The sequence below is a fragment of the Bacillus sp. ISL-46 genome, from assembly GCF_018613205.1.
On the sequence record NZ_JAGGQR010000001.1, the window covers coordinates 144872 to 163451 of the forward strand.

At 41.2% G+C, this 18580-nt stretch carries 19 protein-coding genes and 1 riboswitch; of the genes, 15 read left to right on the top strand and 4 right to left on the bottom strand.

What is annotated here, in order from left to right; all coding sequences use genetic code 11:
• Nucleotides 1–82 precede the first annotated feature (82 nt).
• Both J7E67_RS00690 and J7E67_RS00695 read left to right on the top strand, forming a co-directional pair.
• Nucleotides 83–373: a hypothetical protein gene (locus J7E67_RS00690; protein WP_214717915.1), complete on the top strand. Its 291-nt coding sequence runs from the start codon at nucleotides 83–85 to the stop codon at nucleotides 371–373.
• A 393-nt stretch (nucleotides 374–766) separates the two neighbouring features.
• Nucleotides 767–913 (top strand): anti-repressor SinI family protein, encoded by a 147-nt coding sequence (locus tag J7E67_RS00695; RefSeq protein ID WP_214717917.1) that lies wholly within the window; start codon nucleotides 767–769, stop codon nucleotides 911–913.
• A 91-nt stretch (nucleotides 914–1004) separates the two neighbouring features.
• Here the strand turns inward: J7E67_RS00695 and J7E67_RS00700 are convergent, their stop codons facing one another.
• On the bottom strand, nucleotides 1005–1916 hold the full coding sequence (locus J7E67_RS00700; protein ID WP_214717920.1) for a DMT family transporter: 912 nt from the start codon (nucleotides 1914–1916) through the stop codon (nucleotides 1005–1007).
• Between the two features lie 188 nt (nucleotides 1917–2104).
• A riboswitch (PreQ1 riboswitch) is annotated at nucleotides 2105–2151 on the top strand.
• A gap of 127 nt (nucleotides 2152–2278) precedes the next feature.
• On the opposite strand from J7E67_RS00700, the gene queF reads away from it, so the two are divergent.
• Nucleotides 2279–2779: a preQ(1) synthase gene (queF, locus tag J7E67_RS00705; protein WP_088089713.1), complete on the top strand. Its 501-nt coding sequence runs from the start codon at nucleotides 2279–2281 to the stop codon at nucleotides 2777–2779.
• A gap of 178 nt (nucleotides 2780–2957) precedes the next feature.
• Here the strand turns inward: queF and J7E67_RS00710 are convergent, their stop codons facing one another.
• Nucleotides 2958–3134 carry a hypothetical protein gene (locus J7E67_RS00710; RefSeq protein WP_214717283.1) on the bottom strand — a complete coding sequence of 59 codons (177 nt, stop codon included), beginning with the start codon at nucleotides 3132–3134 and terminating at the stop codon, nucleotides 2958–2960.
• A 384-nt stretch (nucleotides 3135–3518) separates the two neighbouring features.
• Between J7E67_RS00710 and J7E67_RS00715 the strand changes: the two genes are divergently transcribed.
• From J7E67_RS00715 to J7E67_RS30970, 12 genes are all read left to right on the top strand, one after another.
• Nucleotides 3519–3986, top strand: coding sequence for a hypothetical protein (locus tag J7E67_RS00715; RefSeq protein WP_214717282.1), 468 nt, complete (start codon nucleotides 3519–3521; stop codon nucleotides 3984–3986).
• A 430-nt stretch (nucleotides 3987–4416) separates the two neighbouring features.
• The gene (locus J7E67_RS00720) at nucleotides 4417–5154 is read left to right on the top strand and encodes a GntR family transcriptional regulator (protein ID WP_251026477.1); all 738 of its coding nucleotides are present in this window, start codon (nucleotides 4417–4419) and stop codon (nucleotides 5152–5154) included.
• A 48-nt stretch (nucleotides 5155–5202) separates the two neighbouring features.
• Nucleotides 5203–6066, top strand: a complete 864-nt coding sequence (locus tag J7E67_RS00725) for a fructoselysine 6-kinase (RefSeq protein ID WP_308161319.1) — start codon at nucleotides 5203–5205, stop codon at nucleotides 6064–6066.
• Nucleotides 6067–6159: 93 nt separating this feature from the next.
• The gene (locus J7E67_RS00730) at nucleotides 6160–7452 is read left to right on the top strand and encodes an ABC transporter substrate-binding protein (RefSeq protein ID WP_214730651.1); all 1293 of its coding nucleotides are present in this window, start codon (nucleotides 6160–6162) and stop codon (nucleotides 7450–7452) included.
• Nucleotides 7453–7578: 126 nt separating this feature from the next.
• Complete coding sequence (locus J7E67_RS00735; RefSeq protein ID WP_214717279.1) at nucleotides 7579–8466, top strand: carbohydrate ABC transporter permease; 888 nt, start codon at nucleotides 7579–7581, stop codon at nucleotides 8464–8466.
• A gap of 4 nt (nucleotides 8467–8470) precedes the next feature.
• Nucleotides 8471–9370, top strand: coding sequence for a carbohydrate ABC transporter permease (locus J7E67_RS00740; protein ID WP_251026478.1), 900 nt, complete (start codon nucleotides 8471–8473; stop codon nucleotides 9368–9370).
• A 181-nt stretch (nucleotides 9371–9551) separates the two neighbouring features.
• Complete coding sequence (locus tag J7E67_RS00745; protein ID WP_214730652.1) at nucleotides 9552–10385, top strand: TIM barrel protein; 834 nt, start codon at nucleotides 9552–9554, stop codon at nucleotides 10383–10385.
• Between the two features lie 59 nt (nucleotides 10386–10444).
• Nucleotides 10445–11677, top strand: a complete 1233-nt coding sequence (locus J7E67_RS00750) for an MDR family MFS transporter (protein WP_214730653.1) — start codon at nucleotides 10445–10447, stop codon at nucleotides 11675–11677.
• 3 nt (nucleotides 11678–11680) lie between these two features.
• Complete coding sequence (locus J7E67_RS00755; protein WP_214730654.1) at nucleotides 11681–12646, top strand: SIS domain-containing protein; 966 nt, start codon at nucleotides 11681–11683, stop codon at nucleotides 12644–12646.
• Between the two features lie 218 nt (nucleotides 12647–12864).
• Nucleotides 12865–13878: an SIS domain-containing protein gene (locus J7E67_RS00760; protein WP_214717275.1), complete on the top strand. Its 1014-nt coding sequence runs from the start codon at nucleotides 12865–12867 to the stop codon at nucleotides 13876–13878.
• Between the two features lie 3 nt (nucleotides 13879–13881).
• Nucleotides 13882–14904: an SIS domain-containing protein gene (locus tag J7E67_RS00765; RefSeq protein WP_308161323.1), complete on the top strand. Its 1023-nt coding sequence runs from the start codon at nucleotides 13882–13884 to the stop codon at nucleotides 14902–14904.
• 136 nt (nucleotides 14905–15040) lie between these two features.
• A complete protein-coding gene (locus J7E67_RS30970; RefSeq protein ID WP_251026479.1) occupies nucleotides 15041–16000 on the top strand; it encodes a L,D-transpeptidase family protein in 960 nt (319 codons plus the stop codon).
• A 102-nt stretch (nucleotides 16001–16102) separates the two neighbouring features.
• Here J7E67_RS30970 and J7E67_RS00775 read toward each other — a convergent pair whose 3' ends face one another.
• Nucleotides 16103–16519: a VanZ family protein gene (locus tag J7E67_RS00775; protein ID WP_214730659.1), complete on the bottom strand. Its 417-nt coding sequence runs from the start codon at nucleotides 16517–16519 to the stop codon at nucleotides 16103–16105.
• A 208-nt stretch (nucleotides 16520–16727) separates the two neighbouring features.
• Nucleotides 16728–18386, bottom strand: coding sequence for an N-acetylmuramoyl-L-alanine amidase (locus J7E67_RS30975; protein WP_251026480.1), 1659 nt, complete (start codon nucleotides 18384–18386; stop codon nucleotides 16728–16730).
• Nucleotides 18387–18580 lie beyond the last annotated feature (194 nt).

The following is an 18580-nucleotide window of genomic DNA, read 5'->3' on the forward strand; positions in this document are numbered from 1 at the left end:
ATTTTTTGCCACAAAAATTTATTTTTGGATTTTGTTCCAAATCACCTTTTGTTCCATATGCTTTAAGATAAGGGGTGATGTAATGACTGAACAATTTGATCTCGAGACGCTAAAGCACATAAGGAACAAACTTGATTATATTTACTATATCGCCAAAAGCAATTACAATGATAACCCTGAATTAATGGACACGATTGAAAATTTAGCTCAAGTGTCAAACATGTTTACGAATATAAAAATTCAAGAGTTAAGCAAACAAGTGGAAACAACAAGCCCTCAAGGATACATTTTATCAAAGCTATCAAACTCTTACTCAAGAATGAAAGAGTATGAAAAACAAAAAGAAACGGATTTCCCAACTTGGAAGCTGTAAAATAGGGAAAATAGTTGATAGGCAGAAGGTTCAATGGACCCGCTTAAAGGGTGGGTCGCAGGAAATACGACTAGAGGTACGGAAAGGAAACTCAGGTAAATAAATCTTACTAAAGGGCTGCTTCAAGAGGCATATTCATGTCTTTTGTAAGCAGCCCTTTTTCGTATGTTAAAGATTTGGTTTTGGTTATTTTAATTTCTAAGAAGGGCGGTGTAGAGATTTGTAATAATTTGGCATAATTCGGCAGATAATAGTTGGAAAAATTTTATAAATACGACAGAATCCAACACATTGTTATAAAAGTACTAGATATAATAGCTTATATTGAGCAGTATAGACTATTTAAAAGATAAATGGATAATTGAGTACGGAGAGCATTTTAGGAGGAAGAATATGAATGTTTCAGAAAGTGATGTTACGGTTATTGATAAGGAATGGTTTGCGCTAATTTTGGAAGCAAAAGAACTTGGATTATCCGTAGAAACGATCAAGAGTTTTCTAAAACAGAATGAGGTAAATGGTATGAAAGAGCAAAACTGATTATTACAATGTGATTGATCACACTACATAAATGTATTCAAAAAGGGACTAATCTTAGCCCCTGTTTTCTGTACGATTGTTCTCTTAATGGCTAATTAAAAGTGCCTTCTTTTACCGCTTGTGGCAGTGGTTTTTGCTGCTGGCTTAAAAAGAAGAAGACACCGAGCAGGACGAGCAGGCCGCCGACAATTTGCCAGCTGACGAGATGTTCATTTAATAATAGGACCGCTAGAATGGTGGCACCGACGGGTTCGCCTAAAATACTCATCGAGATTGTTGTCGCATTGACGTAGTTTAAAAGCCAGTTATTGATCACGTGACTGACCGTTGGAACGGTGGCGAGTAACAAGAAGATGCCCCATTCCTTGGCAGGATATCCAGTTAAGGAAACTCCTGTTGTGAGGTTATAGATGGTAAGAATAATTGAAGCCGAGAAAAATACGCAAAAGCTATAAAGCCAATGTGATACCTTTTTGACGATCGTCTGACCGATTAATAAGTAGCCAACCACTGAGATGACACTGAAAAACGACAGCAGGTCCCCCATGATTGCATCGTTGCTTAAACCGAAATCCCCCCAGCCAATCATCATCGCTCCGATAATGGCAATACCCATGGTCATCAATGCGGACAAGGTGGTTCGTTCCTTAAATAGGAGAAAACCTCCGAGCAAGGAGACAATTGGCTGCAAGGCAAGGATAATGGTCGAGCTTGCGACGGTTGTTAATTTCAAGGACCCGAACCAAAGGACAAAGTGCAGGGCTAGAAAGAAGCCTGAGAAAAATAAAAAGAACCAATCTTTTTTCATGATATTATTAAATTCACTGCGTTTTTTCCAGACGATGGGAACCATTAAGATACTAGCAAACCACATCCGGTACATACTCAAAATTGAGGCCGGTGCGTCTGACCATTTGACAAATATAGCCGAAAATGAGATGGCAATGATTGAAATGGTTAGCGGCAGCCCAATCGATCGTGACCCTATTTCTTGTTGTTTCATCATATCCCCCTTTGCCTTTTGACAGGACTTTTTCATAATATAAGAATTTCGCAACCCGAAAGTCGTGGCAAATATTTTTTATTATACCACATGGTGTCAGGCACCAGCGCTGCAAAAATTTGCCTTGATCTGCCATTGACGAATGTTGTGGTGTTCTATATGATATGAAGATGAGAATGCCCGTACTTGCGGGAGAGGTTCATAGCTGATACCCTCTATAAAAAACTATGGATACATGACTTTAGGCCATGTCCATACTGGACGTGGCTTTTTTGTGGGATCCTTTTAGTTTGAAAAATAGAGCTGCTGCGGGAAACTCTACTTTAGTGAAGTATCGGGACAGATTACAAGGGGGTTTTTGTATGTCTGGCAGAAGCCATGAAGAAGGTTTAAAGGATTTAACTTTATTAGGTAATCAAGGGACTACCTATTCATTTGAATATGCTCCAGAGGTATTGGAGGCGGTCGATAATCTTCATCCAGATCGTGATTATTTTGTAAAATTTAATTGCCCGGAGTTTACTAGTTTATGTCCGTTGACGCGCCAGCCGGATTTTGCGACGATGTATATTTCATATGTACCGGATCAAAAGATTGTTGAGAGTAAGTCATTGAAGTTATATCTTTTCAGTTTCAGGAATCATGGGGATTTCCATGAGGATTGTGTGAATATCATCATGAATGATTTAATTAAGCTGCTTGATCCGAGATATATTGAGGTTTGGGGAAAGTTCACTCCACGCGGCGGGATTTCGATTGATCCATGGTGTAACTATGGAAAGCCGGGAACTAAGTACGAGGAGATGGCCAATTTCCGTTTGATGAACCATGATCTTTATCCGGAGAAAGTGGATAATCGATAGAAAAATGAGGCCGGGATTCCGGCCTTATTTGTATTGTGGTTGCGATCTGATGTAGAGGAGACTTATGGAGTTTTAATACATCTTGGACAGTAACATGTTCTTATCCGCCAGTAAGCGTTTTTTTTTTTTAAATTTTTTTAAAAAGCCACGGAACCTTTCCGTGGCTTTTTGTGCTGGGTTACCATACGTAATCGTTATGGTCATCATCTTGATAGTCATAGTCTTCATCGTCTGTTCGTCTGTTTTCGAGCCATTCATCGTCGATTATTCCGCTGAACATGATTTCATTTTGAACCTCTTCACTATTCCATTCGTGATCGAGCATATTTCCACGAAGATTCGGGTCGTTTGTCATCTTTTTTTCACCTCCTCTACTATCATTGCCAATTTTCTCGTGACTATAATATTAAAGGTGGGAGAAAAAGAAAGAATCGTTAAATCGTAGAATTGTGGGGCAGTTCCAACGGATTCCTTCCATCTTACCGCAGAGAACGCTTAAAGATTAAAGAAAGCTTGGTGTTATTAGTGGAAATTGGTGGTTTTAATATATCTAGGAAGTTGTTTTCTAATGAATAAAATTTATAATTCTGATGCCAGACACCCTGCTGAGCGATTTCAACAGAAGTTAATAAAGGGAAGGAGCAGGGGAGATTTTACTCATCCAAATCAATTCAAAATACTATTTGGACATGGTTAAACATATTGTTAGATATATAGCTTGGAACGTAAGGAGATAACCATGGCTAAAAAATCTAGACTTTCCAAAGGTATGATTATTGGTATCGTTTTGATTGTTAGTATCTTAATTTTTCTGGCAATGGAGTTTGCTTTCTTTTCTCCTAGCAATCAGGCAAAGGAAATGGTCGACGAGTTTTATAGGTATGAAGTTGACGGTGATTTCGCGAATTCATGGAATCTATTTCATTCTGCTATGAAGGAAAAGTTCACTAAAGGAAACTACATCCAGGATCGTGCCCATGTGTTCATGAACCATTTTGGCGTGGAAAGCTTTACCTATACAATCGGCAAGCCGGAAGAAATGAAGAAGTGGAAGATGTCTAAAACAGGACCTTTGCTGAAAAATGTATACACGGTTCCTGTTACCCAAACCTATAAAGGGAAATATGGAAATTTTGATTTAAAGCAAGAGGTTTTTGTAGTAAAAGAAAAAGGTGAGTGGAGGATTATGTGGGATTATAATCAGTAATTTAGTTCAAAGAGAGGTGATTCATGCTCTCTTTTCTAATGCTAAGGGGACATGCCTTAGGTATATTCGGTGAAATGGCTGGACAATTCTCGACAATATACTTAGGCAGTTGGAGGGGAAATCCTAGCCTTGACAAGGCTTAAGGTGAAACTAATCAAACGTTTAATTAGTATTCTCATAGCTGATTTTGTAGAAATTTCTTCGGTTGACAAGGTTAAAGATATGGATTATCCTAAAATTAATTAAGTATTCTGACACATCATATTTAAAGCGCTTACAAATCACCTGTTTTCAAACTTCCAAAAAGATTATCTTAACTCTATTCCTAATGGTATATACCACTACGAAAACAAAAATTTACAAAAGAAGTAGAAATACTATATCCTTTGTGTATGGTATTGAATATCTGCATAAATGGGAGAAATTAGAGATGAGTAGAATGATAAGAGATGAAGAGGCAACTCCATTTTACAAACAATTAAGGAATAAAATTCTTGAGGAAATTGAGAGTGGGAAACTTAAACACGGTGACAAACTTCCTTCGGAAAGGGAATTGGCCGAGCAGTTTCAAATTAGCCGTATGACCGCAAGACATACCCTGTCGATCCTGGAAAGGGAAGGTGTGGTAGAACGGCGTGTAGGAGCGGGTACCTTTATCAATCAAAGTAAAATTGAGATGGATTTTGTTACCTTTAACAGTTTTACCAAAAACATGTTGAGTAAAGGATTGATTCCGAGTACACAAATCCTGTCCATTCGTAAAATGGAAGCCCACGCTCATTTAGCGCAAAAATTAAAGCTTCCCTCGGGGGAAGTGATGACTGCTATTAAACGGCTTCGGCTTGTTAATGAGACACCGATCTCGATTGAAGAATCGTTCCTGCCAGAGAAGCTTTGCCCAAGGCTTGATGAAATTATTACGGAAAATGATTCGTTGTATGAAATTTTAGAAAGAGAGTACGGGATTGTCCTTGTCATGGCAAAAGAGTACATGCAGGTGACCGTGTCGGATGAAAGTGAAAGCAAGCTGTTAAAAATACGTTCCGAAAGTCCGTGTATCTTTCAAGAATCCGTTGCTTTTGATAAAAATGAAAAGGAAATTGAATTCTCCACTTCGTTAACAAGAAGTGACATTGTGAAATTTTATTCGGAATTAAAGCTGAAATGAGGCAAAATCATTTCAGTTTTTAAATAAACCAAATGGTATATACCAATTGTGGTAATTGGAGGTTTTTTCATGAAGGTAATCGGCATTGGCGATAATGTGGTTGATAAATATGTTTATAAAAAAACGATGTATCCAGGTGGAAATGCTTTAAATTTCAGTGTCTATGCAAAGCAGTTAGGGATTGAAGCGGCCTATCTTGGGGTGTTCGGCAATGATCGGGCTGCAGAGCATATTATTGCCACCTTAAAAAGCTTGGAGGTGGATATTACTCATTGTCGGCAGCATGAGGGGGAGAATGGATTTGCCGCGGTTGATTTAGTGGATGGAGACCGAGTGTTTATTGGTGGGAATGGGGGCGGTGTTCAAAGCGATCATCCGGTTGTCCTCAGCGCAGAAGACTTGGCCTATATTAAAAGCTTCGACATTGCCCATAGCAGCATCTACAGTGATATGGATTCAGAGTTACATAAGTTAAAAGAATCCGGAATCCTGGTATCTTATGATTTTTCAAGTGATTATACCGATGCGTTGCTCGAGAGAAATTGCCAGTATATTGATATCAGTTTGCTAAGTTGCGGGCAATTGGCCGACGAGGAAGTTGAGAATCTATTAAAACGTGTCCATTCCTTTGGGAGTCAATTAGTTTTGGGCACGATGGGCTCACGCGGCTCGATCATCTATGACGGCCAATCCTTTTACCGACAAGAGCCGCACCTTGTGCAGCCGGTTGATACGCTTGGCGCAGGGGACTCCTTTTTTACCGCGTTTATCTTATATTATCTTTCTGAAAAAAAGGTGAATCCTGATGTGCAGGAAGCTGTCCTCCTGAAAAATAGTTTGGTAGAAGGAGCGAAATTTGCGGCAAAAACATGTCTTGTTGATGGTGCATTTGGTTATGGGATTCCCTTTTAATTTCCTAAAAGGGATTGAAATAAGGATAGAAGGGTAGGGAGGTGAAAGGATTTTAACTGATTGATCATTTAAAAAAATAAGGGGGTTAATGAAATGAGAAGGAAAATAAACGTTTTATTAGCAGGACTGTTGGTGTTCGCGCTGGTACTTACGGGGTGTTCTAGTTCTTCTTCCACCAATGAGGATTCGGGGAAAGTCGTATTAAAATTTTTGCATAAATGGCCGCAGCCAGAATACGCTCCTTATTTTGAAGAAGTAGTCAAAGCATTTGAAAAGGAAAATCCAGATATCAAGATTAAAATGGAAGCGGTTGCAGATGAACCGATTAAAGACAAACTCCGTGTTATTTTAGGCGGTAACGAAGTTCCCGACATTATGTTTTCGTGGTCAGGTGAATTTGCCAGAAAATTCGTCCGTGCTGATGCAGCTTTAGATTTGACTCCTTATTTAAATGAAGATACATCATGGAAGGACAGTTTTATTCCGGCATCTCTTCAACCTTTCACATCCAACGAAAAAAATTACGGTATTCCTCTTCGCTTCAATGGAAAATTCTTTGTTTACAACAAGAAGATTTTTGATAAATATCAACTTCAGGCACCGACTACATGGGATGAATTTTTACAAGTGTTGGAAACCCTGAAAAAGGGCGGAGAAACACCTATCATTCTCGGAAACCAAGGCCCATGGGCAGCGATCCATTACTTAACAGGATTAAACCAAAAGATGGTCGCACAGGATGTGAGAATGAAAGACTATAATCCTAAATCAGGAGAGTTCACCGATCCTGGCTATGTGAAGGCGATGCAAATGTTAGTAGATTTGAATAAAAAGGGTTATTTTATGAAGAATGTTAATTCTAGTTCCCATGATATGGGACAACAATTATTTGCAGCTGGTAAGGGAGCGATCTTCTATGTGGAATTAGAAGAGTTCCAAACGGTCGAGAATAATATGAAAGGAAACTGGGGCTTCTTCCCAATGCCGTCCATTGCAGAGGGTAAGGGCAGTCAAAGTTTCATTACTGGTGCACCGGATGGATTTATCGTTTCTTTGAAAACCAAGCATCCGAAAGAAGCGATTAAATTCTTAAAGTTCTTAACAAGTAAAGAAAATGCCTTGAAGCTTGTGAAGCAAATTGGCTGGCCAAGTCCGATTGATGGGGCCACTAACCCGGATACGGCACTGAAGGAAGTAGCTGAAGGTGTGGATTACATGAAGAAGGCGGAAGGTATGGCCGAATGGCTCGACACAGACGTCCATGCCAAGGTAGCAGATGTGTATTTATCCAATATCCAGCTGTTGCTTGACGGGTCAAAAACACCGGAAGAAATTATCAAAGAAGTTCAAAAAGTAGCTAAGCAAGTACAAAGTGAAGTGGAATAAGAAAAGCGAAGTCCACTAGCCGCTGGGCGCTAGAGCTAGACAGTTTTCAAAGTTAATACATGATACATTTAATTATTGAGACAGGGTAGGCAGGCACTGCTTACCCCCTCCTAGGAGGAGTTGGGGATGACAAAAACATTTCGAAGCAGTCGAACCGCTATACTATTTATAATGCCAGCGCTCCTTTTCATCCTGTTTTTTGTATTTTTACCGATCGTATTAAATCTTTATAACAGTTTGTTTCGGTGGAATTCCTTTGAGGCTGGAAGAGTATTTGTTGGCTTAGAGTATTATGGCAGACTTTTCAAGGATCCAATCTTTTTTACCGCCTTGAAAAATAATTCTCTGTACGCGGTTATTTCGTTAATTTTTCAGGTCGGTTTGGGCTTAATTATTGCCGCCATTTTAGAAGATAAATTGATTAGAAAATTTCAGCCCTTTTTCCGGACCGTCTTTTTTATCCCTTCCGTTATTTCGATTGCTGTTGTTGGGTTATTATGGCAGCTTCTTTATAACCCAGAAGTTGGTTTAGTGAATGGGGTGTTAAAAACAATCGGTCAATCAGAATGGGCCTTATCTTGGCTGGGTGACAGTAAGACTGCAATTTATGCCGTTGTAGCTGTTTCGCAATGGCAGTATACCGGTTATATGACGATGCTTTTCTTGCTTGCCATGCAAAAAATCCCTTTTGAATATTATGAAGCGTCAATGATTGATGGGGCTTCTAAGATAAAAACGTTCATTTATATCACCTTGCCACAAATGAAGGAAATGATTCTTGTCGGTACGGTGATTACTGTTATTGGTGCGTTCAAAGTCTTTGATGAAGTGTATGTGATGACCAATGGGGGACCTGGTCGTTCAACCGAGGTCTTAGGCACGATGCTTTATCGGGCCGCGTTCCGAAATGATGAAATGGGCTATGCATCCACGATTGGGACCATTATTTTTGTCATAACCCTAACCCTTTCCTTAGTTCAGTTAAAAATAGGCAAATCAGGGAAGGAGGCGTAAGGCAATGATAAATAATAACCCTTTGGTAAAGACGAGTAATAGGAATGAAATCGGGACAGGAAGTTCACGGATGTCCCTGAAGATTAAGAATCGAATTTTCCAATCTGCTGTGCTTGTCTGGTTTGGGATCTTTTCGTTGATTATCATCTATCCAATTATCTGGCTCGGTTTGAGCGGACTAAAATCGAATGCAGACTTTTTCTTGCACACATGGTCGTTGCCGGAGGATTGGCTGTGGGGAAATTATCAGGCAGCATGGGATGCGGGGATTGGTCAATTTTTCCTAAACAGTGTGTTCATAACAGTGGCTTCAGTCGTCTCGGTGTTACTGCTCGGGTCAATGGCCGCCTTTGGGTTAAGCCGCTTTCAGTTTAAGGGGCAGAACATTTTTCTGCTTCTCATCCTAAGTGGTTTGATGCTGGCGCCGCAGGTCAGCTTAATTCCACTGTATAAATTGCTGCAGGCGGTGGGACTTTACAACACCTACTGGGCGTTAATCCTTCCGTATGTTGCGTTTCAATTGCCGTTTGCGATTTTCTTAATGCGGTCCTATTTTCTATCCATCCCGAAAGAGCTTGAGGAGTCGGCCATTATTGATGGGTGTAATACGTGGCAGGTGTATAGGCATATTATTGTTCCGATGGGGAAACCGATTATTGCCTCGTGTGCTTTATTAACAGGGATGAACGTCTGGAATGAATTTATGTTCGCGTTAGTATTTGTGGAAGACTCTTCCCTGAGGACGATTCCAGTTGGGCTGATGAATTTGCGAAGTCAGTTGAATACCAACTTTGGGATTCAATTGGCGGGATTAGCGATTTCGGCGCTGCCAATGATTATTGCGTATATCATTTTCCAAAAGCAATTTGTCCGCGGACTGTCTGCTGGCAGTGTGAAAGGGTAATTTTATCCAAAGATGTTGGTTGAATTGAAGGTTTTTAAACAGAATAGGAAAGGGTGGATTGCTTTTCCTATTCTGTTAACTAATCAGTTGGTTTTTCATGATTGGTTTAAATGGTATATACCAAATGAGTATTTTGGTAAATATTAGGATGTTAACGAACTTTCTACGTTGGAGGGATTGGATGGTAAAAATCAAACGGTCACAAATAACTGGGATGAATTTTCACTACCTGCACTATCCGCTGGACTATTTTTTAGATGCGATGGTGAAGTATGGGTTTGAAAAAATTGAACTGTGGGGTGCCGCACCGCACCTATATGTGGAGGATTTATCCTTAACTGCAATCCGCGCCATTAAGAAAGAGATTGCCCGGCGTGACCTCGAGGTCGTTTGCTTTACACCTGAACAGTGTATGTACCCTATTAATCTTGCGGCAAAGGAGTCAGCGATTCGTGAAAGAAGTGTGGCTTACTTTAAAAAGTCAATCGATGCCGCTCTTGAATTAGAAGCCCCGATGGTGTTAGTAACGGCCGGGTGGGGGTACCGCAATGAAAGCAGACGGGAAGCCTGGAGCCGGACCCAAGATTCATTAGAGCAGCTTACCGCCTATGCGGAGAAACAAGGAACCGTTCTGGCCTTGGAGCCACTACAAAAAATCGAGTCCAATCTGATTAATACTTTGCCTGATCTAAAAGAAATGCTCGATTCAATCCATTCACCTGCTCTGAAGGGAATGGTCGATACCATTCCGCTTGCGGTTGAAGGAGAAGCGCTAGCTAGCTACTTTGAAGAATTACGCGAGGATTTTGTCCATATCCACTTTATGGATGGGGACCCGGGTGGACACTTAGCTTGGGGAGACGGCAGCCTGCCATTGGAAAAATACATGAAAACCTTAGGTGACCACAATTACAATCGCGCTCTTACGTTGGAGTTTACTTCTTCTCAATACTTGATAGATCCAAATCAGGCCGTTGAAAAATCGTTACGAAGTCTTGCACCCTTTCTGGTGTAAAAGTGGAGGAATTGTTCCGAATCGGGTGACTAGTTCAGCGATATAAAGGAGTTTATCCTATGTCTATATGGAGGAGTTATCCTAGGAATTTAAAAGTTTTATTAATAGCAATGTTAGTCAATTCGACAGGTATGGCTTTTCTTTGGCCCTTGCATACCATTTACATGACCCAAGGGATGGGTAAAACACTATCTGAAGCGGGATTTGTTCTAATGCTTCATTCCGGGGCTGAAATTGTTGGCAGTTTTCTTGGCGGCTATTTGTATGACCGCATCCGAGGGAAACGAACCCTGCTCCTCGCTGTTCTAACATCAGCATGTCTTATTTTCATTATTTCAATAAGGTTATCATGGCCTATCTATATTCTAGCGATGATTCTTCTTGGATTAGGGATTGGAACCATTTTCCCTCCCATTTATGCACTCGCTGGGTTTGTTTGGAAGGAAGGCGGCAGAAAAAGCTTTAACTTAATTTACCTTGTTCTCAATTTCGGTGTAGCAGTAGGTACCGCTCTCGGTGGAATTGTGGCCCAATTTTCGTTTCAATACGTCTTTTGGGTGAATGGGTTCACCTACCTCCTGTTTATTTTCATCGTTTGGTTTGCTCTTGATGAGAGGGAACCCATTTATGAAGCAACTGTAAAAAAGGATACGGCCCTGACGCTAAAAAAAGAAGTGCGTCCTACGAAGCAAAGCTTCCATTCGTTATTCATTCTTTGTTTAGGGTTTATGTTTTGTTGGGTTACGTATATCCAATGGCAAACGAGTATTTCTAATTATATGCACCAGTTAGGTTTTCCGTTGTCAGCGTATAGTGCTTTGTGGACAATCAACGGTTTACTGATCTTGTTTGGGCAGCCTTTGATCCAGTGGTTCATGGCCCGACTGAAGAGTCCGGTGAAGTGGCAGCTTCTATCCGGTGTGATTTTTTTTATGCTAACCTTCGCCCTCCTGTCACACAGCCAGTCGTATGGCGGGTTTGTAACGGGGATGGTGATTATGACAATCGGAGAAATTCTTATTTTTCCAGCCGTGCCAGCGATTGCGGATCGACTGGCACCCCTCAATAGAAGAGGTATGTATCAAGGTTTAGTCAGTGGTGCTGCCAATGTGGGCAGAACGATCGGGCCTTTGCTGGGCGGGCTGCTGTACGATGGGTTTGGGTCCTTGGTGCTGCTGTATTCTTGTATTTTAATTTGTGGTTTTGCCTTGATTTGTTTTGGTGCATATCAAAGGCTCCAATATACGCAAAAGGAAGTTTCAACCGTAAAGTCAATAAATAAAGGAGGATAAAGAATGTTAGCAGACGTTCAAAAGGCTTTAGAGGTTTTTAAAGAAAGGGACATTAATCGTGTTTATTTCGTAGGATGCGGGGGCTCTTCTTCCCTCATGTATGCAAGTAAATACGTGTTAGATCGTGAAAGTGACACCATTGATTCTGACCTATATAGTTCCAATGAGTTTGTGCACCGTAACCCACGGAAACTCAATGAGAAATCGTTGGTGATTTCGTGCTCGCACTATGGAAAAACGCCAGAGACGGTCGAGGCAGCCCGCTTCGCACGGGAAAAAGGTGCGATTACTGTTTCGCTAACCTTTGATGCGAAATCACCGCTTGCCCAAGTATCTGAATATGTCATTGTTTATGAAGATGGGAAAGAAGCGAAGTTTGTAAACGAGGCGCAGGCTGTGATGTTGGAGCTTGTTTTTGGACTTCTGGCCATCAAAGAAGGAAATGAAAAGTTTTCAGAGGTCGTTGCCTCCTTAGAGAACCTAGACCCAATACTCGTATCAGAGAAAGCAAAGTTTTTAGCCTCGGCCAAGGAATTTGCTAATTCCTATAAGGATGAAAAAGTGATTTACACCATGGCGAGCGGCGCCAATTATGGGATTGCCTATTGGTTTGCGATTTGCCTGCTGATGGAAATGCAGTGGATTCATTCCCACGCTCTCCATGCCGGGGAGTATTTCCATGGGCCATTTGAAGTGTTGGATAAAGACGTTCCAGTGATTCAGCTGTTGGGTTTAGACGAGACTCGTCCATTAGAAGAACGTTCATTGGAATTCACCCGACATTATGGCGAAAGACTAGTTGTTCTCGATGCGAAGGAATTTGACCTAACAGGCGTGGCCGAAAGTGTCAAAGGCTACATCGCCCCACTCGTCCTGCAAACCGTCCTGCGCCAATACGCCGAAGAACTAGCCGAAGCCCGCAACCACCCACTAACCACCAGAAGATACATGTGGAAAGTACCTTACTAATACAATTGTTGGAGTCATTGTCGGTGTGATTCATTGTTGGTGTCAGGCACCAAAGAAAGACACTTTGGCTATTTGTCCGCTGTGGGTGGACAGTTGGGGGATGGTCCTTATTGTTCGCGAGACGAGGACAAATGTCCATGAATGGTGTCAGGCACCAAATGTTTCTATATAAATTTGTAGTCCCAAAAATTCTAATTTAAATTTGGAGGTAATGTTGGATGTTGAAATTTGATGCTGATTTATATTTACAGTTAGTTGGGCAAGAGGCGATGGGGAAGAGGGAAGAGATTGAGAGGGTTGTGGATGGTATTTCGGCTAAAGGTTTTAAGAATATTTTCCTGATCGGTTCCGGTGGGACGATTGCGATGATGTATCCATATGAGTATATTTTAAAGTCAAATTCATCGCTGGAGGTTCATGCTGAGATTGCGGCTGAACTCCTTGTTATGAATAATCGCCACCTGACAAAGGATTCGGTTTGTATCTTTGCTTCTGTTACTGGAACGACAAAAGAAACCGTGGCTGCTGCCGAGTTCTGTAAGAGCATGGGGGCAACAACGATTGGTTTAGTGGCTGAACTTGGCACTCCATTGGCAGAAGCCGTTGATTATTGCATCTCAACTGGTCACGAAAAGCATTCCTTTGACACGTTCTTTATTCATTTGCAATTGCTTACTTTCCGTTTTATTCATAACAATGATGAATTTCCGCAATATGATCAGTTTGCCAAAGAAATTGCCCTTTTACCACAAGGTATTGTTCATGCACTCGAGGATTTCGATGCCCGTGCTGAGCAATTCGCTATAAAGCACAAAAATACAGATTACCATATGCTGGTTGGTGCGGGGAACCTTTGGGGGAATACGTATTCCTACGCCATGTGTATCTTAGAGGAAATGCAATGGATTAAGTCCAAATCTATTCATGCAGCTGAATTTTTTCACGGAACGCTGGAGCTGGTTGAGGAAGATACAAGTGTCATTCTATTTAAAGGAGAAGACGAAACTCGTCCATTGGTGGAACGTGTGGAAAGATTCGCAGAAAATATCACAAAGGAATTGTTCATCTTGGATACAAAGGATTATCCATTGGAAGGGATTAGTGACGAATTCAGAAAGCACTTTGCCGTATGCCTTAACTGGGCACTAACAGGCAGAATCAGCGTTTACCTTGAAAGGGAAAGAAATCATCCGTTAGAGATTCGCAGATATTACCGTAAAATGGCCTATTAGGAGGTGGGATGTTTGTTTAACTTTGATGTGAAAAGATATTTAGCCATCCAAAATGGAGCACTGTCTCTTAAGGATGAATTTGATCAGGCTATAGATTCGGTGATGGAAAGAGGTTTGAAAAATGTATTCTTTGTCGGTACTGGCGGAGCAGCCATTCTCATGTACCCGGCTGAATATATTTTAAAAACTCATTCAACTTTACCTGTTTTTACGGAAATCGCTCCGGAATTAATGTTGATGGATCATCAACATTTAGATGAACATTCATTAGTTATTTTGCCTTCTTTGTCTGGCACGACCAAAGAAACAGTGGAGGCGGCGGCGTTCTGTAAGGAAAAAGGTGCGACAACGATTAGCTTAGTGGGTCATGTTGCTACACCGTTAGCGAATTTAACCGATTATACCTTTGTCAATTATGCGGCAGATGATACCTCCTGTGAATCGTTTTATATCCAGTCCTATTTACTAGCGTTCCGCTTGATGTATAAGCGAAATGAATTCCCGCAATATCAACAATTTGTCGAGGAAATGATGCATTTACCAAGTGCACTTCTAAAAGTAAAGGAAGTAGTTGAACCTAGGGCTGCCGAGTTTGCCCGAAAACATAAGGAGACCCCATACCATATCCTTACGGGGACAGGTATCGATTGGGGTCAAACCTATTATTATGGCATGTGTATTTTAGAGGAAATGCAATGGATTAAAACACGGCCGGTACATGCGTCCGATTTCTTCCACGGTACATTGGAATTAGTGGAGGAAGATACGAGTGTTATTCTACTAAAAGGGGAGGATAAATCCCGTCCGCTCACAGAGAGAGTCGAGCGCTTTGCTGAGCATTACACGAAGGAATTAACGGTTTTTGATACAAAGGATTATGAATTAGCTGGCATTTCTGAAGGGTTAAGAAGTCTTGTCTCTCCGATTGTCTGCGCGGCTTTCCTTGAGAGAGTCAGCTGTCATTTGGAACAACAAAGGGACCACCCGCTGACAACCAGGAGATACTATAAAAAAGTGCCATTTTGATAGAATAATTGTTTTGTGATGCGGCCTTCACATTGATGAGGGCTGCTTTTTTCTGTTTAAATCATTATAAATTCTGTGTTAATGTTAGTATATAATTAACAATATTTTATAAATAAGCAAGGAGATACCATTTCAAATGAGGAAAATAAAGGGATCAAAAATTATTCGTATTTTGTTCGTTTTTTATGCGTTGGTGATGTTTAACCAGCAAGAAGCCTCTGCAGCAGATAATCCGTGTGCAGCCGTAAAGGCCGGAACAAAGGTGATGTGGGGGAAAGAAGCAATTAAGCCTTATCAGGTTGGCAGGGTAACTTTTTTGAAAAAGACCATCCTTTATAAAATCGATGGGAGCAAGAAAATCACGGTGAGAACAGCAAGGGCCGGTGAGAAAATTCCTGTTTATGCGATCCAAACTTCTCAATTAGATTTAGGAAACGGGCTATTTGTTGCACGTGACCAGAAAGTTAAACTAGAAAAAGCAACCACAAGACAGAGGCAATTAGCAGTGTGCGTTCATGAAATGAATCTCGAAAAAGCTGCCGGACAAATGATTGTTGTCAAGGCCTCAACCCGCGATAAAACAAAAGCCATCTTGCAAAGGTATGAAAAGAAAAACGGGAAATGGGTGAAAATATCCTCTCCAATGCAAGCGATTGTCGGTAAAAAGGGAGTCGGGAAAACTAAGGAAGGAGACAGCCTAACACCAAGAGGGACGTATTTGCTTGGAACGTCGTTTGGCTGGGGAACCAAACCTTCTGGAATAAAATACCCATTTCGTAAAGCGACTAAAACCGATTACTGGGTCGACTACTCAAAATCGAAAGACTACAACAAATGGGTCCAATATAATGGTAATCCCACGTGGAAATGGAAGTCGTATGAACGGCTGACTCACCCGCTCTACAAATACGCGGTGGTGATTCGCTATAATGATGATCCTGTGATTAACGGAGCTGGAAGTGCTATCTTTTTACACATCAAAAACAAGTCCACTCGTTATACATTGGGATGCACGGCTATCTCTGAAAATGATCTATTGAAGGTAATTAAATGGTTAAATCCTAAAAGTAAACCGATTATCAAATTCGAGGGTTGATCATTTTGGAACTTCCCTTTTATAAAGGCTATGAATTTACATTTTTAACAAGGGTGTTAACCACTAATTGGTTTTCGCCTTTTTTAACATAAATAACTTCCATTATAACCCGGTTTGCCTTGATTGGTGCACCGTAAGTAGACTCCGTGTCCCTGATGCAAAAAGAATACCGATTAGATCGAATCCGATATCAAACATTCTTCCATCACGAGTGAAATATAATTGCAGGATTTCAGTTAGCAAAGCAAAGGAAATAGCTAGAATAAGAATGAATGCTTTTGAATGGAATTTAGTTTGTAGTAATAATGTCAAAATGAGAAAGGCAAAGGCATGCCCACATTTTTGAAGCAGGAAGTCACGGCTGAGCTCGAGCGGTAAGGGGAATAGCAAATCAGAAAAATTCGGATGACCGACCCACTCAAAGCGGACTTCGCCAGATGCCATTAATTCAGAAAAATCGGCGGTACAGGTCAAAATCAAGATTGCAGCTGCCCATAATAAAATAAATATTCCGCGCATGGTGAGACCTCCCTTTTTATATCATTGTGGTCTCGTTTCTTCGGTAATATACCGAATCGAGGGGGCGGAATGAACTATCTGACAAAGGAAAAGACCTCTTTTAAAAATAAAAGAGGTCTTTCGTTTGGGGAAATCATCCAAGTAAGTCACTGAAATGGAGGAAGACAATCTGGGAAGATGCTGGAGTTGTTGCTTCTCTAGCTATTAATTATCCGGAATGGATCATTTTTTCATAGAGATTTAGAATGGATTGCCCGTATGTGGTACCTGGAACAGCCCATTTTCCGTTTAAAGCGGTCCATGTTGGAGCAGATCCTCTGTCGACTAGATGAAAGCGGGGATCAACCAATGGATATTGATCTGGAAGTGGCTTCGCTGTCGCATAGGCATACAAGTGTTGAAGTTGTGCAAGTACACCTTCTTCTTGATTTTCAAAGCTTGCTCCGCGAGTATCTCCTCCAGTTGCTCCTATCCCTGAGTAGTTGTTTTGTTCAGGGTTGACGACTCCGGTAAACCGAAAATAGTCTGTTTCGTGGATGGCTTGTGCAAAGGCGACATCACCTCTAATGCCGTAATATTTACCTAATGTTTGGTAAAATTGACCTAATTCCGGCGCGTTAGGATTGACCTTTTTCACAAATTGATTCATCTGTTCCGGAGTTAGGAAGGTCGGACCTAAAATGGTAAATTGACCGGGGTCGGCGATGATGGGGGATTCTTTTGTACTGTTGGCTGGAGCCGGACTTGGGTTCGTGTTCTTATTCGTGCCGCCTGCAGTATTCGTTTCTTTGCTGGTGGTGGTTGTGGCGGGTTTTGCTGTTGTTGTTTTACTGGTGCTTGTGGTTGGTTTTTGAGCAGCCGAGTTACTGGTACTCGTAGTTGGTTTTTGGGTAGCTGATTTACTGGTACTCGTAGTTGGCTTTTGGGTAGCTGATTTATTGGTGCTCGTAGCTGGCTTTTGGGCAGCTGATTTATTGGTGCTCGTAGTTGGTTTTTGAGTAGCTGATTTAGTAGTCGTTGTACTGGCTTTTTCAATAATTATGAAGGCATCCCTATATCCTGCTTTTTCGATTTCTTTGAGACGTTTTTCTGCGTTTGCGTTGGTCGTATAGGTTGCCACTTTCACTCGGTACCAGGTTGCTCCAGATATTTTAGTGGTAACAATTGAAGTTTTAATGTTTTTCTTTTTCAGTTCAGCTACCCTGTCTTGTGCATTTTCTTTGGATTTATAGGATCCAACATAGACGGTGTAAACTGTTGTTAAACTAGATTGGGGTGTTTTCGGTGTAGTTGTTGTTTTCGGTGTTTCCTTCGTTGCTTTGCGTTTCAGACCAAAGGCCTTTGCAATTCCGTTGACATGGCCTTGAGCTACTTTTTGCTGCCAGGATGAATCTTTCATTAATTGGGCGTCATGTTTATTACTGATAAAGCCGTTTTCCGTTAGGATTGCTGGCATATTTGTTTCTCTTATTACATGGAAATTGGCCTTTTTTTGCCCGCGGTCTTTTAGCTGATTCACTTTCATCACTTCCGCATGAATGATATCTTGGACTGTGGCTGCTCTACTTGAGTTAGAGGCGCCATTGTATATAAAATCCTCATATCCTTGGGCTGAACTGTCAGCAGAGTTGATGTGAATAGCCAGGAAAAAGTCTGCGTCCCAGGCGTTGGCTTCGCTTGAGCGCTGTGCTAAGCTTTTGGTGGTATCGCTTGTACGACTCATCTTAACTTGAACATTTTCATAATCCTTTAGGATGGTATTTCGTATTTTAAGCGCAATAGCTAGGGTAATATCTTTTTCATCCAGACCATTCCCTTGGGCTCCGGGATCATCACCGCCATGACCAGGGTCTAAATATAGCTTCATACTTACTCCCCCATTTCATTTAAAATACGTTCATATATATGTTATGGCAAATCCAATCCAATGGCTTCTATCTGAACCTTAAAGAAGAAAAACCCTACAAAAGGCCTCCCAGCTATTCGCCATTAAGGGGACTTTTGTAGGGCAATATCCTTCGTAATGGTTGTCCTTCTGTGGCGGACAAGTGTCCACGGATG

Excerpts from the sequence above, each read along its gene's own strand:
- J7E67_RS00730 (WP_214730651.1), top strand. The coding sequence starts at position 6,160 with ATGAGAAGGAAAATAAACGTTTTATTAGCAGGACTGTTGGTGTTCGCG.
- J7E67_RS00700 (WP_214717920.1), bottom strand. The coding sequence starts at position 1,916 with ATGAAACAACAAGAAATAGGGTCACGATCGATTGGGCTGCCGCTAACC.
- J7E67_RS00695 (WP_214717917.1), top strand. The coding sequence starts at position 767 with ATGAATGTTTCAGAAAGTGATGTTACGGTTATTGATAAGGAATGGTTT.
- J7E67_RS00735 (WP_214717279.1), top strand. The coding sequence starts at position 7,579 with ATGACAAAAACATTTCGAAGCAGTCGAACCGCTATACTATTTATAATG.
- queF (WP_088089713.1), top strand. The coding sequence starts at position 2,279 with ATGTCTGGCAGAAGCCATGAAGAAGGTTTAAAGGATTTAACTTTATTA.
- J7E67_RS00740 (WP_251026478.1), top strand. The coding sequence starts at position 8,471 with ATGATAAATAATAACCCTTTGGTAAAGACGAGTAATAGGAATGAAATC.
- J7E67_RS00760 (WP_214717275.1), top strand. The coding sequence starts at position 12,865 with ATGTTGAAATTTGATGCTGATTTATATTTACAGTTAGTTGGGCAAGAG.
- J7E67_RS30975 (WP_251026480.1), bottom strand. The coding sequence starts at position 18,386 with ATGAAGCTATATTTAGACCCTGGTCATGGCGGTGATGATCCCGGAGCC.
- J7E67_RS00745 (WP_214730652.1), top strand. The coding sequence starts at position 9,552 with ATGGTAAAAATCAAACGGTCACAAATAACTGGGATGAATTTTCACTAC.
- J7E67_RS00715 (WP_214717282.1), top strand. The coding sequence starts at position 3,519 with ATGGCTAAAAAATCTAGACTTTCCAAAGGTATGATTATTGGTATCGTT.
- J7E67_RS00775 (WP_214730659.1), bottom strand. The coding sequence starts at position 16,519 with ATGCGCGGAATATTTATTTTATTATGGGCAGCTGCAATCTTGATTTTG.
- J7E67_RS30970 (WP_251026479.1), top strand. The coding sequence starts at position 15,041 with ATGAGGAAAATAAAGGGATCAAAAATTATTCGTATTTTGTTCGTTTTT.
- J7E67_RS00690 (WP_214717915.1), top strand. The coding sequence starts at position 83 with ATGACTGAACAATTTGATCTCGAGACGCTAAAGCACATAAGGAACAAA.
- J7E67_RS00710 (WP_214717283.1), bottom strand. The coding sequence starts at position 3,134 with ATGACAAACGACCCGAATCTTCGTGGAAATATGCTCGATCACGAATGG.
- J7E67_RS00720 (WP_251026477.1), top strand. The coding sequence starts at position 4,417 with ATGAGTAGAATGATAAGAGATGAAGAGGCAACTCCATTTTACAAACAA.
- J7E67_RS00750 (WP_214730653.1), top strand. The coding sequence starts at position 10,445 with ATGTCTATATGGAGGAGTTATCCTAGGAATTTAAAAGTTTTATTAATA.
- J7E67_RS00755 (WP_214730654.1), top strand. The coding sequence starts at position 11,681 with ATGTTAGCAGACGTTCAAAAGGCTTTAGAGGTTTTTAAAGAAAGGGAC.